The following is a 15693-nucleotide window of genomic DNA, read 5'->3' as shown; positions in this document are numbered from 1 at the left end:
CGCAGAGCGGCACATTCAACGTTTATTTAACCCCACGTGGTCCAGATCCAGATCCACTATCCAGAGATAGCTGAATCATTACCGGCTTCACGGGCATGGGTGTAGAGATCAGCATATACCCCTTCTGCATCAATCAGCTTCTGATGGGAGCCTTCCTCGACAATCTCACCGTTCTCCATAACGAGAATCCGATCTGCATGCATGACCGTAGATAGACGATGCGCAATGACGATCGTTGTTCTGCCCTGAGATACGGATTCCAGCGCCTGTTGAACCAATTGTTCGGTATGTGAATCCAGATTTGCGGTTGCTTCATCCAGAATAAGCACTCGGGGCTGAAAGACCACGATTCGGGCAAACGATATCAGTTGACGCTCGCCGGCGGACAAACCGCTTCCGCGTTCGGAAAGCCGTGTATCATAGCCTTGCGGCAAACGTGAAATCATCGCATGTGCTCCGACAAATCGGCAGGCCTGAATAGCCTGCTCCCTTGTAATATCTTCGCGAAACATTCGAACATTGTCAATGATGGAGCCCGAGAAGAGGAACGGTTCCTGCTGGATCAGACCAACAATCCGGTGAAGATTGGCCTGCGGGAAATGACGAATGTCTATTCCATCAATTTCAATGCTGCCCTGATTCACATCGTAGAAACGATTGAGCAGGGAGATCAGTGTACTTTTGCCTGCCCCTGTAGTTCCTACAATGCCCACCATTTCTCCGGGATAGAGATGCAGATTCATATGCTGAATCAGAGGGCGGTCTGCGCGATAACCGAACGATACATCATTAAAATCAATCTGCCCCATCACATGCCGTGGTTCAAGTGTGGAGGCGGTCCCGGGATTCGGGTCAGCGACTTCCGGACGGGTACTCAGAATGTTCCAGATCCGATCCATGGATACGGTAGTTGACTGAAACGTGTTCCACTGCATGGTGATCTGGTTGATCGGCTGGAAGAACTGACGGATGTAACTGATAAACGCATAGAGCACACCCACCTGCAATGATTCACCCAGCACGGCACGTCCCCCAAGCCAAACCATCATGACGAGCGCGGCATTACCTAGGATATCAAACGTTCGGTTGAAAATAACATTGGACCGGGCCTGCGCGATATTGGCCTTTAGGTGAAGTGTGTTCTGCTCCTTGAATCTTTTCTTCTGTTCTTCTTCCTGATGGAAAGCCTGGATCAGAAACATACCGGACAGGTTCTCTGCCGTGAACGCAATCAGACGGGAGAGACGAGTGCGGGCATTCTGATAAGCTCTGCGCAGTCGACTTCGGAACAATACGGCCACAATGGCGATTACAGGCAATACGATAAGAGAATACCCCGCGAGTACCGGGTCGAGCTGGAACATAAAGACGATAATAAGCACCAGCATCATGCCATCCCGGATAAGACTAAGCAGCACCTGGGTGAAGAAACTGCTGATTGTTTCCGTATCACTGGATACATTCGTAACCAGACTGCCGATATGGAAACGGTCGAAGAAAGACATCGACATTTTGGAGATATGCTTGAACAGGTCTTTCCGGATGCGAGAGACGATGTTCTGACCAACATGTTGCAGCAGATTGTTTTGTACATAAGTGAAAATAAAGCTGATTACAGCCAACCCCAGAAAGATGGCTGCCAGTTGGATAAGGAAGCCTACACTGGTCTGACCGATTGCCAGATGATCATCGATTGCAATCTTCACCAGATAAGGCTGAAGCAGATCTGCGGAAATACCGAGCAGTGAGCAGAAAAAGATACCTGCAAAGGCCCATTTATGGGGGAGGGCGTAGGACATCATCGCTTTGAACGAGGTACGCTTACTCTGGTCTGCGCTTGCATCGGAACCGGACCCATGCCCTGACGGTGCCTGTGCTCCCGCATCTGAACGAACTTCTGCGTTACGGTCAGTCATGATGTAATCCCTCCTCTTGCAAACGATAGGTTGCAGCATATAACCCTTTTGCGGTCATCAGCTCTGCGTGCGTTCCCTGTTCAACGATTCGGCCTTCATCCAGAACGATAATTTCGTCGGCATGACGGACTGCGCTGATCCGGTGAGAGATGATCAGCGTTGTTTTACCTTTGCCAATCTCACGCAGGCTGCGCAGAATGCCACTTTCGGTGACGGCATCTACAGCACTCATGCTGTCATCCAGGATGAGCACCTGAGCTTTTTTGATCAATCCCCGTGCAAGACTGGTGCGCTGACGCTGACCCCCAGACAATGTGAGTCCGCGTTCACCCAGCAGGGTATCGAACTGATCGGGGAACCGAATAATGTTTTCGTAGATCATCGCTTGTCGTGCACTATGCTCTACGGTGTCCAACGGAACCTCCCGGTTGCTAAAAGCGATGTTGTCCCGAATGGTTGTACTGAACAGGAACCCATCCTGGGGAACATAGGCAATACGGGACCGCAGGCCCTCCAACGACAACTGCCGAATGTCGGTACCGTTAATGCGAATCGTGCCTTCAGGCGGCTCATATGTACGCAGCAATAGTTTGACAAAGGTGCTTTTACCCGAACCTGTTTTACCCACAATCCCCACGGTTCGTCCTGCCTGGATGTCCAGACTGATGTTTTTGAGTGCAGGGGATGAACTGTTGGGATAGGAAAAGGACAGATTTTCAATTGTAATGTCATTCACCGTTTGAAGCCTTGTTGCGTTGGGAAGCTCACGCACATCAGGCACTTCCGTCAGCAGATCATTTACCCGTTCCAATGACGCTCCAGAACGCTGCATGGTATTGATCACATTACCGATTTGTTGAAGCGGTCCCATGATGATCCGCAAATATAACGTCAAGGCCACAAAACTTCCGAGTGTAATGGAATTTTGCATCGTCAAGATTCCGCCGATAAGCAGGGAGACAACCAGTGAAATGGCACCCAGCAGCGGTAGCAGGGCCTGAAATAAAGAGGACAGACGAACGAGTCGCAGCTGCTTGCTTTTGATCGCATCTACTGTGATCCCAAATCGCTCACGAGCGCTGTCTTCAATGGCAAATGTTTTAGTTACACGAATGCCGCCCAGCTGCTCTTCTGCCGATTCCGTCATCGTTGCAAGAGCATCCTGTACATCACGAGAGCGCTTGCGAATTCGCGGACCGAAAAAAACGACCAGAAAGGGAATGGCCAGCAAAGGCACAATACTGATCAGAATGAGTCTCATCGGGATTCCGCTGAGCAGCATCATCACGATGCAGGATAATAATAGAAATGTTGCATTGGTCATCATAGTGACGCCGTTGGAGATGGCTTCACGTACAGAGGTGACATCATTCATGACGTAACTGAGTAGTTTCCCATTTCCCTGTTTGGAGAAATAGTGCTCGCTCAGCTCGGAAAATTTGCCGAAAATACGCTCACGTGTCATGAATTCGAAGCGGCGTCCAAGCTTCATGATCATGAATTGTCCGGTACCGAATAACAGGTTATATGCGATGGCTATGGCTAATAGCGACAGGCTGTACCGGATGACTGTATTCATCTGAAGTGTGTTCTGCATGAGCTGATCCGTAAAGCTGCCCAGAATTCGGGGCAAGGACGCCTGACCCACATTGGAGGCGATAATCAGTAGTACAGCGAACAGATATACGGGCCAGTTGGCAATGACATAGCCTCGTAGTAATCCTTTCTTGGACATAGATTTGTTCTCCTTTGTTCGGGGTGGAATTTGGTTGCAAGCGGAGTCAAGAAAAGGGCCGACACCTGATAATAGCGCGTCGTGCCCTCTTACTTTATGCGATCCGGTTTGCTGTTTATCCGTCATTCGATAGAATTCTATATTCTTATTTTTGCGCTTATCGATAAAGATGTCAACGAAGCAAGTAAGCATTCATGGAAGAAGGCAGATCAGCGCCCACAGCGAAAGTGATATATGCGGTATATTCGTCATTTATTCACCAGATGTCGATTTTACTGAAACATTTCCAGGGGGTCTCCCGTCTGTAGGGTTGAAGAGGTCAAAAATTGGGTTTACTAACTATGGAGGTGCCACGAAATGAAACATAAAAAAGGATTGGCTGCAACGCTTGCGCTCTGCGTTTCTTTGACTGCAGGAGGTGCATCGGTACTTGCTTTTTCGGATGTAAAAGATGAAGGGCAAAAAACGATTGTGGACTCGTTGCATTCCAAGGGTATTGTTAATGGAGTAACGGCGGATCTGTTTCGTCCGGATGTCGCATTGTCCGAGCCACAGGGTGTTCAACTGATCGTGAACGCTTTTGGTCTGAAAAATGAATACGCTGCCGCTTCGGCACAACATAAAATTAGTCCAACGACCTGGTACGCCGATGCAGTTCAGGCTGCAACACAGAATGGCCTATCCATTCCGGTGGAATTGAATCCGCAGGGGAAGATGACGCGTGAGCAGTTTGCTATCTTGCTCCTTGAAGGAATTAATACAACCGGGGAATATCCGGTAATCATGCTGTATAATGATATTAAGGACGAAAATAAAATCGGTAAGGACGCCAAATCTGCGGTCCAGAACCTACTGAACATGGACATCATTGAACTGGATAAGGACGGAAACTTCCGTCCAGATCAGTCGCTTACCCGTATGGAGGCTGCAAGCATGATCTTCAATGCACTTGAATTTGTGGATAAGCACGGCAATGGCGGATCGACAGAACCGACTCCAACGAACCCAGGCGAAGGCCAACAGGCGATTGTACCTACCGTGACTTCAACCAAGGTGGATGACAAGACGGTCAAAGTCAAACTGTCCGCGCAAATGCCTCATCCTGGCTATGGATTGAAGATTGAAGATGTGAAGCTGGAGAAGGATGGACGTGCCATCGTGTTGTATACCATTATCCAACCTGATCCGGATATGATGTATCCAATGGTCATCACCAATGTTACGGCTGAGACAGATATTCCAACAGGGTACACTGCGGAAGCGCAGCCTTCTGGAAAGTAAGCAAACCATGCCAGCGTGCTTCGATCCCTGATCGAAGCACGTTTTTTTTGAGTTTTTCTTGAGAGTGATGATCTTTATGAAGTGAGTTGGTTAGCAAGATTGTCTGCCTTCTAGTCCGAATCGTTCGTAGTAGGTCTGAGATTGTTTTTTTATACGGAAGTATATGTTACATTTTTGTATATTACAACGGGTTGTTAAGTCAATTTAAGTGACATATTTATGTTATTTATTAGTTGGGAATCGATATCCACATAGGTAGAAGGGCTGCTCTGATTTAAATAGAGCGGCTTTTTTTCTGGAGTTATCCTGAAATTATCAATGATTCCAGACTTTCATGTCATGCACAAGATCAACATATATGACTTGATATTCCCAATGTTTATCTGGGTTTGTGAGGCTTCTAGTCCAGGGTGAAAACGACATATTTACGAAGCTGGGAAGGAACTCATAGAATAAAGCTAAGCAATAAGGGAGCTTGAAGCAGGTGGTAAATATATGATAGATAATATTACATTAATGTGATTGAATTAAATCTATCCTGAAAAGAAAAATGCATGAGGAGGGGAGTGGAGCAGCAGTAACGAAGGGCACCTCTATCTCATTTTGGATTGAGATGCGTTGAACATGACAAGACCTTGCGACTTGACTTGGATCATGGAACTGCCCAGAATCCCCACGATGATGTCTGCAACCATGGCTATCTTTTTCCTAAACATATGTGGGTTTTGACTTTTAGGTTTGTTTCTCAACTTTTGTTCAGATCTGGCATCTGTCAAGTTCATGCGAAGCTACCCCTTATGACAACTTCAGGACGAAAATAAGTCAAATTCCACATGTTTTACTTCTCCAAAATGACAATGACAAGCTGTAATCAAAAGTGTAAACCCCCGTTGTAGCAGCACTTTCCTGGTTTTTGGGAGGGAAGATCGAAATAGCATATTTACGAATTCAAAATTGATCCATAAACTCAGTATGTAAGCGTTACCAAATTGAGAGGGAGCAAAAGCTTCCCATGATCGAAATGTGGTCCGGGACTCATTCCTTACAATTGAACAGGAGTGTTTCGCTCTTCTTACAAAACGGACGGATTTTCATTTAGAAAAGGAGGAAACAACTGATGCAGCCAGAAGGGAAGTCCGCCTTGTCGCAAAACCTATCGGTGCACACGATTCCGAACAGCAAGAAAAATAAATTAGGGAGAAGGATGATTCGAAACTGGGAGTTGTATCTGTTTATCGCGCCAGCATTTCTATACTTTCTGATTTTCCACTACGGACCGATGTACGGTATACAAATCGCATTCAAAAACTTTATCCCGACGCTTGGTGTCACGGGAAGCCCGTGGGTTGGGTTCGATCATTTTATCCGTTTCTTCAATTCTTATTATTTTTGGGATCTACTATGGAATACCCTTAGCATTAGCTTGTATGAGCTGGCTATAGGTTTTCCGTTGCCGATCATTCTTGCGTTAGCTTTCAATGAAGTCAAGGATTCATTCTTCAAGCGTACCGTACAGACGGTCACGTATGCACCGCATTTTATATCGGTTGTCGTGATGTCGGGTATGATCATTACCTTCTTGTCGCCTTCGTCAGGCATGATTGTCAATTTGGTGGAGGCTCTTGGATTCCAGTCCCCTCAATTCCTGACGGACCCTGCGTGGTTCAAGACGGTGTACGTGTTGTCGGGTGTCTGGCAGAGTGCAGGCTGGGGTACCATTATATACCTTGCAGCACTCTCGGGTGTGGATCCACAACTGCATGAAGCTGCTGTGGTGGATGGTGCGAGCCGGTTTAAACGGATTCTGCATATTAACATTCCAGCGATCATCCCTACGATCACCATTTTGTTAATTTTGAATATGGGCAGTATTCTCGGCGTCGGATTTGAGAAAATCCTGCTGCTGCAAAATCCGTTGAATATGGGTTCATCGGATGTCATCTCGACATTTGTCTATCGGTCCGGTCTGGTCGATGCGCAGTACAGTTTCTCAACAGCTGTAGGATTGTTCAACTCGGTAGTTAATGCGATTCTGCTGATTACGGTGAACCAAATTGCACGTCGCACCAGTGAAAACAGCTTGTGGTAAAAGGAGGGGAAAACACATGTCAACCGCGGTTAAGGAAAGCAGAAGCGATAAAGTGTTCTTATGGTGCAACTACATCTATCTGACGATAGCGCTCGTCATTGTGCTTTACCCGCTGTTATACATCATTAGCGCCTCAATCAGTGATCCCAAATTTGTAAGCTCCGGTGAGATGTGGCTGCTGCCCAAAGGCATTACGTTTGAAGGTTATGCCCGCGTGTTTGAGAACACCAACATCTGGATTGGGTACAAAAATACGATTATCTATACCGTCGTAGGTACACTCGTCAACCTGATGGTCACTCTTCCGGCAGCCTACGCGCTTAGCCGCTCTGATTTTGTAGGACGTGGATTCTTCATGGCGATGTTTATGGTAACGATGTTTTTCAGCGGAGGGCTTGTTCCGAGCTACTTGCTGGTTAAGGATCTTGGTATGGTGAACAGCATGTGGGCGCTTATTCTGCCAGGAGCTGCATCCATCTGGAATATTATCGTATGCCGTACGTTTTTCCAATCGACCATTCCCAGGGAGCTGCAGGAAGCGGCCCATATTGATGGGTGTACCAATACCCGGTTATTCATTCGAATTGTGCTTCCGCTCTCCATGCCGATCATTGCCGTGATGGCGCTCTTTTACGGAGTTGGACACTGGAACAGCTACTTCAGTGCGATGATCTATTTAAATGATTCCTCGAAGTATCCGCTGCAGCTCTTTCTGCGTCAAATCCTGGTACTTCAGGAGATGGCAGCACAGGGCGGGGGAGCTATCGATACCTCTTCAGCAACGGCGATGAATTCCAAAGCGGAAATTGCTGCGCTGGTCAAATATGCCGTCATTATTGTTTCAACTTTACCTGTGATTGCCATTTATCCATTTCTTCAGCGTTACTTTGTGCAGGGTGTTATGATCGGTTCCGTTAAGGGATGATCTTAAACCATAATCCACACTAAAAAAGGGAGTTGTCGTCATGAAAAAGCTTCGCAAGGCTTCATCCATTGTACTCTGCCTCACCCTATCCGCAGCATTGCTTGCAGCTTGTGGTTCCAATGAAGATGGAGGTTCTGCGACTTCAAATGTCGAAGGGGTCAAGAAAGAAGGATTCCCGATTGTGGACAAACCACTTACGTTAAAGGTCATGTCCCAGGATGCGGGCGTAGCCGACTGGAATACAATGCCAGTCCTGCAAGAGATGGAGAAATTGTCAGGTATCAAGCTGGAATACCAGCTTTCGCCGATCGACAGCTTTGAAACAAAGAAGAACTTGGTATTCGCGAGCGGCGATTTACCGGATATGTTCTATGCTGCGGATCTCAAGCCAGCTGAGCAGGTTACTTATGGGACTCAAGGCATTCTGATCCCGCTGGAAAAATACATTGATGAGGGCTACGCCCCTAACATTAAAAAGATTCTCGACGAAAACCCGGATGTTCGCAAATCATTTACAACGCCTGACGGACATATGTATGCACTGCCATTTATCGATACGGCTGCCGTGTGGTACAGAGGCCCGATGTGGTATAACGGGGAATTCCTAAAAGCACTTAAGGTAGAGGAACCTAAGACTACGGAAGAATTATATACGTACCTGAAGCGTGTTAAGGAAGAAGACCCTAACGGCAACGGACAACAAGATGAAATTCCGCTTACTTCTGTAAAACTGGATGATCTTCGTATGTACTTCTTCGGATTCTGGGGGATGTACAACGAAGGAATCTACGCGGATAAGGACGGAAAAGTTCACTATCCTTATCAAGAAGAAGGCTATAAAGGTTATCTGACGTTCATGAACCGCTTGTGGAAAGAAGATTTGCTGGATCATGAGACCTTCTCCCAAACAGGGGATCAGAAAAAGGCAAAAGGCGAAAGCAACAAGCTTGCGCTGTTCAATGATTACCATCCATACTTCACACTCGGCGGCGAGCCTAGCACGAAACATCCGCTGATGACACCAGTAAAGAGTGAGATCGCAGACTCACCTGTATACGGTAAACACCCGGGCATATCGGCACGTGGTACCTTTGCGATTACTAGCAGCAACCCGTCTCCTGAGGCAACCATGCGTTGGATCGATTATTTGTACAGCTATGATGGGGCGACCCTGTTCAATCAAGGACCTGAAGGTGTGCTTTGGAAATTCAAAGACAAGGAAAATCTCGTAAAAGAATGGCTGCCTGTTCCTGGCGGCGGGGATCGTGAGGAATATCGCGGTAAAATCACACCGAACTATGGCATTTTGACACCGGGCATTAATGATCCGGATATAGCGAAAGGTCTTCGCACTGAATTTGACGAATGGCTTGACCAGCAGAATCAAGAGAAGTTGGTGCCTATCGGAAAATCACCATTCCCTAACGTTTATTTAACAAATGAAGAACAAAGCGAAGCGACCGCTCTGTTATCTGATCTGGATACGTACGTCAAGCAGATGGAAGCGAAGTTCGTAACAGGCCAAGAGCCGCTTGAGAACTGGGATAAGTATATTGCGCAGATCAAAAAAATGGGCAGCGACCGTATCGTTGAACTGTATCAAGGGGCCTACGATCGCTGGAACACAGGCAAATAAGAAGAAGGACTCCAGAAAGAGGTGTGAACAAGGATGCAGAAATGGTTTGAAGAGGCCAAGCTGGGAATATTCATCCACTATGGCATCTATGCTGTGGACGGGGTTTCGGAATCGTGGTCCTTCTATAATGGAAGGATCTCCTACGAAGAGTACATGAAGCAGCTGGACGGCTTTACGGCTTCGAAGTTTAATGCGGAGAAGTGGGCGGACTTGATTGAGAAATCCGGAGCCCGATATGCTGTGCTGACAACGAAGCATCATGATGGTGTTGCGCTGTGGGATACGCAGTATAGTGACCTCAATGTCGTTAAGCAGACACCAGCGAATCGGGATCTCGTGAGGGAATATGCGGAAGCGATTCGGGAGAAGGGCATACATCTGGGGATGTACTTTTCGCTAATTGATTGGTCGCACCCGGATTATCCTAGCGTGTTTGAAGGTGGAAAGGTACCGGAGGATCTCAGCAGTGTCAATCGGCATTCAAGCCCTGTGGATGGTGTTGAGGATCAGGAGAAATGGAAGAAATTCCTTGAGTTCAATAACCACCAGCTGCGGGAGATCATGACGAATTACGGTAAGGTGGATCTGCTGTGGTTCGATGGGGACTGGGAGCGAAGTGCCGAGCAGTGGAATCTGCCGGAGTTCAAGCATTACCTGCAATCTTTTAACCCAGATGTCATCATCAACTCCCGCCTTCAAGGTTATGGGGACTATAAAACACCGGAGCAAGGCATTCCGATCACAAGACCGGAGGGACCATGGGAGTTCTGCACCACAATCAACACATCTTGGGGTTATGTGCCAACAGACGATAAATACAAATCGTTAAATCAGATCATTCGGATGTTCTGTGACTGTATTTCGATGGGTGGCAACATGCTGCTGGATATCGGCCCGCGCGAGGATGGCACCATCGATAAGAGACAGGAGGATATTCTGCTTGGGCTGGGAGCGTGGATCCGAACGCATGAAGAGGCTGTATTCGGAACGGGTGAAGGCATTATGCCCCGCTATTATCTGGGGGGCAGCACCGTATCCGAGGACAGAAAGACATTGTACCTGTTTGTATATGACGAGCCAAAAGAAAATGTGTGCATTAAGGGACTGTGCAATAAGATCAAAAAGATTACCGTACTGCACTCGGGCAAAGAACTTAACCATGAGATCCATGGAGGCGTGCCTTGGTTCAATATCCCGGGCACAACATGGATCAAAATGACCCCGGAGGACACCCATGAGCAGGTGACGGTGCTTAAGCTCGAATTCGATGAGGAACTGGAAATGTATGGCGGTTCAGGAGCCGTTGTTACCCATAACTAACATTACGGGAGGGCATGCGCTGATAGATGCATGCCTTCTCTCATGAAGGGGAGAGAGCGATATGAACCAAAGTGGAGTGCCTGAGCCAAGGATTGAGTATGCTCCCAAACATTATATATGCAAGCGTGCGAAGGAACAGCTGGTGCTGGACGGCCGCGTCGATAAGGCATTCTGGGAAGCGGCTGATTGGACGGATGATTTCGTTGATATCGAAGGCGATCTTCGTCCGAAGCCAGGGAAACAGACAAAGGTAAAAATGCTGTGGGATGATGACTATTTCTATTTTGCTGCCGAGCTGATGGAAGATCAGATATGGGCTACGCTGACTGAGCGCGATTCCGTTATTTTCTATGACAATGATTTTGAAATTTTTATCGATCCTGACGGAGATTCCCACCAATATTATGAGTTCGAGATCAATGCGCTCAATACGGTATGGGATCTGTTACTGGTGAAGCCTTATCGGGATGGTGGACCTCCGGTCAATGGTTGGGATATCAGTGGTCTCAAGACGGCCGTACATATCGATGGGGAGCTGAACACACCTGGTGCTGATAACCGGAAATGGAGCGTGGAGGTCGCAATTCCTTGGACCAGTCTAAAGGAATGTGCCGAAGGCAACCGTCCGCCTGCGCCGGGTGAGTTCTGGCGTGTCAACTTCTCGCGCGTGGAATGGCAGACCGAGGTGCAGGATGGTAAGTACTGCAAGGTGCTAAATCCGGAGACGGGCAAGCCGTTTCCGGAGGACAACTGGGTCTGGTCGCCTATGGGCATTATCAACATGCATTATCCGGAGCTATGGGGCTATGTCGTTTTTTCGGAAGATGAGACGTTACAATCCTTTGAGTTGCCGGAGGACGAACGAATCAAGTGGGAGCTTCGCAAGCTCTATTATCGTGAACGTAATTATTATGAAACGCATGGTGAATTTACACAGGATGTGAAGCTACTTATGGGTGAGGAATCGTGGAGCTGTTCGCCTGTAATTGAAACGACTCGCAGCCTGTTCCAGATTACTGCGCCTTCCTCGGACGGTACGGCTGTAATCTGTATTCGGGAAGACGGAAAGCTGTGGAAGGAGTGAGCCAGAAATGACCAGTCAAACCTTGGTATTTTCCCTGGATGCACAGTCATTGGAGCGGATTGAGCAGAAGTTCCAGGAGAAGGTACGTTTTGCAGAGGCCCGCAAAGATAAACTGTTTCATGTGTTTCAGCAGCCATTAACTGAAGAAGAGGCATGGGCTTTGAAATATGTGTATGCCTACATGCCAGTGAATGACATGGCTGATTATGATGGGGAACTGTTCCTCAGCCATGTGCGTCGGGCGCTGGACATTCGCAAACGTGTGCCTTGGGGCGAGCGTGTACCGGATCATCTGTTTCTGCATTTTGTACTACCCTATCGAATCAATACAGAGAATATTGAGGGTTTTCGCGGCATTATATTTGATGAGTTGGCTGGCCGGACAGCGAAGTTATCCATGGCGGATGCCATTCTGGAAACCAATTACTGGTGTCATGAGAAAGCGACTTATATTGGCAGCGATCTGCGAACGATATCGCCGCTGACGATGATTCGGAATGCTCGCGGCCGTTGCGGAGAAGAGTCCACGCTGGCGGTAGCCGCTCTTCGCAGTATCGGCATACCTGCCCGTCAGGTCTATACGCCGCGTTGGGCTCACAGTGACAGCAATCATGCCTGGGTAGAAGCTTGGGCAGACGGCCAATGGTATTACATTGGGGCATGCGAGCCGGAAGCCGGATTGAATCAAGGGTGGTTCACTCCGCCAGCCCGCAGGGCCATGCTGATCAATACGAGGATTTTTGCCGATTATCCGGGACCAGAGGATATAACCCTTAACGAGAAGGGATTTACGGAGATTAATTTGCTTGAAAACTATGCACCAACGCGAACCATCCGCGTGAAGTTGAAAGATATGCAGGGAGAGCCTGTGCCTGGAGCGAGCCTCCGCTTCGAGCTGTATAACACGGCTGAATTTTATCCGATCGCCGAAATTAAGACCGATGTGCTAGGGGAGGCTGCCTTCAAGACAGGTTGTGGCGATTTATTGATTCATGCGGTTAGCGGAGGCCAATGGAGTGAAGTCCTATTCAAAGCTCAGGACAGCGATCAGGTTGAGCTAGTGTTGGACTCGTCAGAGCAGCCATCAGGCAGCGTGGATTTCGATATGGTTCCTCCTCCCGAAGGAGAGGCAGAAGCAGCAATTGCTTTACCGCAAGAGAAGATTCAGGAACATAGCCGCCGTCTGGAGGAAGGGGCTAAGATTCGGAGTGGATATGAGGATACATTCCTGAGTAAGGAAGAGGCGTATGCATTGGCTCATTCGGCTGGACTTCCTCGGGAACGGGTATGGGATATTCTCCAGAAGGCACGGGGCAACAGTCGTGAAATCGCAGCTTTCCTGGAGGAACGTTCCGAGAAATACGGTGAGTGGCCGCTCCGGCTGCTGGAGTCGATGAATGAAAAAGATTTAATTGATACTTTTCGTCAGACGCTGGACGATCACCTTACAGGTGCGCTCTCGCAGCGAGGCTCATGGACAGAAGAAACGTTCGTGGAATACATTCTGTGCCCGCGGGTTTCCTATGAAATGGTGGTACCTTATCGATCCGTGTTCCAGAATGCCTACTCGGAGGAAGAGGCAGCGGCGTTCAGGAAGGGGCCTTCGGCGCTTGTCCGGCAGCTGGAAAAGAGTTATGCGTATAATGAGGACCTCCCTAACTTGAAAGGCAAGGGAAATCCGTTAGGCACTTTCAGCCTGATGAAGGGAGATCCGCAGTCGCTGGATATTCTGTTTGTCGCTGTGTGCCGCAGTTTGGGCATTCCGGCCCGATTGCATCCGAGCGAGCAGAAGCCTCAGTACTTAGGTGACAGAGGCTGGGAAAATGCGATGTTCAGTCTCAACGCTTCTCGTAATCAGGAGGACAGAAGCTGGGGAATGCTGCAACTCCTTAGGGATGAAGAGGGGCCGCAGGAAGCACCAACAGCATCCTATGGCGAGAACTTCTCGTTTGCCCGTCTGGAAGATGGCGTGTATAAAACGTTGATATATCCTCATGGCAGCACGGATGTCTATAGCCAGCCATATGAGGTTGAACCGGGAGCTTATCGCTTGACGACGGGCATCCGTTTGAAAGATGGAGCGGTAAGAGTACGCTTCATTTACTTTACCGTGCGCGCCGGAGACACTACGGAGGTGGTATTAACTTATCGCGAGACGGTGGTAGACATTCCCGTGTTGGGCAAACTGGCACCCGGCAGTGTACTGACCCGTCTGGATGGTTCAGAGGTGGTACTGGAGGCTCTTCTGGGAGCAGAGGGTGCCATTGCTGCCTGGATCGAACCCGAGCGGGAACCGACCAAGCATCTGATTCGTGAGCTGGGCGAACTGGCTGAGCCGCTGGATAAGCTGGGTCTACCCATCGTGCTGCTGATTGGAGATACGGAATGGAACGCCTCCTTTGACCCTGCTGCTTATCCGAAGCTGCCCGTACGTACGATTTTTGTAAGGGATTCAAGCTATGCGTCCTTATCCGGTTTCATTCCAAATCCTGCAGCTCACGAAGCTGGCTATCCACATCTGTTCGTGCTGGATAGCCAGGATCAAATCCGTTATTCAGCTTCCGGGTACAAGATTGGTACCGGGAAGGAAGCCTTGCAGATTGCTGCAGCGATATCTCAATCATTGAATGGATCGGAGTGAAGAGGGTGCCAAACTATATTGCTGCAGGTTATGTCGTCGATTCAGTTCTTCCCGATATGAGCCATGAGGATCTGTTGAAGTTAACACATCTGAACGTAGCCTTCGGTCATGTCAAAAATGATGAAATTACAACCGAGCATTTGAAAAACGGCGAGGTTATCCGGAACATGAAGCGGGAGCATCCGAATCTAACGGTGCTGTTGTCCGTTGGCGGATGGAGCGCTGGCGGTTTCTCTGAAGCCGCCTCAACCCAAGCCGGAAGGGATAGCATGGCCGCATCGGCGGTTAGGGTGCTGGAGGAATATCCTTTTGACGGGATCGATCTGGATTGGGAGTATCCTTGTTACGGTGAAGCCGGCATCGCATCAAGTCCTGATGATAAACGGAATTTCACCTTGCTCCTCAAGACGATCCGGGGGGCAATGGATGCCAAAGGCTCCCGGGATGGCCGTCATTATCTGCTCACGATTGCGGCAGGGGCTGACCAATACTACGTAGACGGTACAGAAATGGCTGAGGTTCAGAAGTATCTGGATTTTGTGCAGTTGATGACCTATGATATGCGGGGCGGTTTTCAGGTTCTGACTGGACATCATACGAATCTGTATACGCCAACCGGGGATCTGTTCCGAATTAGTACAGATGCTTCCGTGAACCTGTTCATTCGCGCCGGCGTTCCGAAGGAGAAGATTGTGATCGGTGCTGCGTTCTACTCCCGGATCTGGACTGAGGTTCCTGACCGGAACCGTGGCCTACATCAAATGGCCGGCAGTACAGGCGGGTACGGTCCGGCTTTTGCCAAGCTGGATGCAAAGTACATCAACAAGAATGGTTACGTCCGTTATTGGGATGATGAAGCGTGTGCACCGTTTCTGTTTAACGGCTCCAGCCTAATATCGTATGATGATGAGGAATCCATTCAGTGCAAATGTGATTACGTGAAGGATCAAGGCCTGGCCGGAATCATGTTCTGGGAATATGGCTGTGATCCGACCCACCGTCTGCTGGGTGCAATGCATCAAGGGCTTCAAGGTATTTCGGCTGCAAAATAGAAGAAGCCTCGGCG

At 48.7% G+C, this 15693-nt stretch carries 11 protein-coding genes; 8 read left to right on the top strand and 3 right to left on the bottom strand.

What is annotated here, in order from left to right; translation table 11 throughout:
• Positions 1-56 precede the first annotated feature (56 nt).
• The gene (locus P364_RS0123315) at positions 57-1916 is read right to left on the bottom strand and encodes an ABC transporter ATP-binding protein (protein ID WP_024632462.1); all 1860 of its coding nucleotides are present in this window, start codon (positions 1914-1916) and stop codon (positions 57-59) included.
• On the bottom strand, positions 1909-3651 hold the full coding sequence (locus tag P364_RS0123310; protein ID WP_024632461.1) for an ABC transporter ATP-binding protein: 1743 nt from the start codon (positions 3649-3651) through the stop codon (positions 1909-1911). Before P364_RS0123310 ends, P364_RS0123315 begins: the two co-directional genes overlap by 8 nt.
• A gap of 357 nt (positions 3652-4008) precedes the next feature.
• Between P364_RS0123310 and P364_RS0123305 the strand changes: the two genes are divergently transcribed.
• A complete protein-coding gene (locus P364_RS0123305; protein ID WP_024632460.1) occupies positions 4009-4932 on the top strand; it encodes an S-layer homology domain-containing protein in 924 nt (307 codons plus the stop codon).
• 593 nt (positions 4933-5525) lie between these two features.
• Here P364_RS0123305 and P364_RS0123300 read toward each other — a convergent pair.
• Positions 5526-5714, bottom strand: coding sequence for a hypothetical protein (locus P364_RS0123300; RefSeq protein ID WP_024632459.1), 189 nt, complete (start codon positions 5712-5714; stop codon positions 5526-5528).
• A 335-nt stretch (positions 5715-6049) separates the two neighbouring features.
• On the opposite strand from P364_RS0123300, the gene P364_RS0123295 reads away from it, so the two are divergent.
• The 7 genes from P364_RS0123295 (at position 6050) to P364_RS0123265 (ending at position 15679) form a co-directional block, all read left to right on the top strand.
• Entirely contained in the window at positions 6050-7021 is a 972-nt protein-coding gene (locus P364_RS0123295; RefSeq protein WP_024632458.1) for an ABC transporter permease, read from the top strand.
• A gap of 16 nt (positions 7022-7037) precedes the next feature.
• On the top strand, positions 7038-7946 hold the full coding sequence (locus P364_RS0123290) for a carbohydrate ABC transporter permease (RefSeq protein ID WP_024632457.1): 909 nt from the start codon (positions 7038-7040) through the stop codon (positions 7944-7946).
• Between the two features lie 40 nt (positions 7947-7986).
• Positions 7987-9582: an extracellular solute-binding protein gene (locus P364_RS0123285; RefSeq protein ID WP_024632456.1), complete on the top strand. Its 1596-nt coding sequence runs from the start codon at positions 7987-7989 to the stop codon at positions 9580-9582.
• Positions 9583-9615: 33 nt separating this feature from the next.
• Positions 9616-10902 (top strand): alpha-L-fucosidase, encoded by a 1287-nt coding sequence (locus tag P364_RS0123280; protein WP_024632455.1) that lies wholly within the window; start codon positions 9616-9618, stop codon positions 10900-10902.
• Positions 10903-10963: 61 nt separating this feature from the next.
• Positions 10964-11986: a carbohydrate-binding family 9-like protein gene (locus P364_RS0123275; RefSeq protein ID WP_024632454.1), complete on the top strand. Its 1023-nt coding sequence runs from the start codon at positions 10964-10966 to the stop codon at positions 11984-11986.
• Positions 11987-11993: 7 nt separating this feature from the next.
• Positions 11994-14627: a transglutaminase-like domain-containing protein gene (locus P364_RS0123270; RefSeq protein WP_024632453.1), complete on the top strand. Its 2634-nt coding sequence runs from the start codon at positions 11994-11996 to the stop codon at positions 14625-14627.
• 5 nt (positions 14628-14632) lie between these two features.
• Positions 14633-15679, top strand: a complete 1047-nt coding sequence (locus P364_RS0123265; RefSeq protein WP_024632452.1) for a glycoside hydrolase family 18 protein — start codon at positions 14633-14635, stop codon at positions 15677-15679.
• Positions 15680-15693: the final 14 nt, after the last annotated feature.

It is taken from the genome of Paenibacillus sp. MAEPY2 (assembly GCF_000499205.1).
GTDB classification, from domain to species: Bacteria; Bacillota; Bacilli; order Paenibacillales; family Paenibacillaceae; genus Paenibacillus; species Paenibacillus vandeheii.
This window is presented reverse-complemented; position numbering and strand designations above follow the sequence as displayed.

Bases quoted from the DNA above. Each gene is read 5' to 3' on its own strand.
- P364_RS0123290 (WP_024632457.1), top strand. From the start codon at position 7,038: ATGTCAACCGCGGTTAAGGAAAGCAGAAGCGATAAAGTGTTCTTATGG.
- P364_RS0123295 (WP_024632458.1), top strand. From the start codon at position 6,050: ATGCAGCCAGAAGGGAAGTCCGCCTTGTCGCAAAACCTATCGGTGCAC.
- P364_RS0123285 (WP_024632456.1), top strand. From the start codon at position 7,987: ATGAAAAAGCTTCGCAAGGCTTCATCCATTGTACTCTGCCTCACCCTA.
- P364_RS0123305 (WP_024632460.1), top strand. From the start codon at position 4,009: ATGAAACATAAAAAAGGATTGGCTGCAACGCTTGCGCTCTGCGTTTCT.
- P364_RS0123310 (WP_024632461.1), bottom strand. From the start codon at position 3,651: ATGTCCAAGAAAGGATTACTACGAGGCTATGTCATTGCCAACTGGCCC.
- P364_RS0123300 (WP_024632459.1), bottom strand. From the start codon at position 5,714: ATGAACTTGACAGATGCCAGATCTGAACAAAAGTTGAGAAACAAACCT.
- P364_RS0123275 (WP_024632454.1), top strand. From the start codon at position 10,964: ATGAACCAAAGTGGAGTGCCTGAGCCAAGGATTGAGTATGCTCCCAAA.
- P364_RS0123270 (WP_024632453.1), top strand. From the start codon at position 11,994: ATGACCAGTCAAACCTTGGTATTTTCCCTGGATGCACAGTCATTGGAG.
- P364_RS0123280 (WP_024632455.1), top strand. From the start codon at position 9,616: ATGCAGAAATGGTTTGAAGAGGCCAAGCTGGGAATATTCATCCACTAT.
- P364_RS0123315 (WP_024632462.1), bottom strand. From the start codon at position 1,916: ATGACTGACCGTAACGCAGAAGTTCGTTCAGATGCGGGAGCACAGGCA.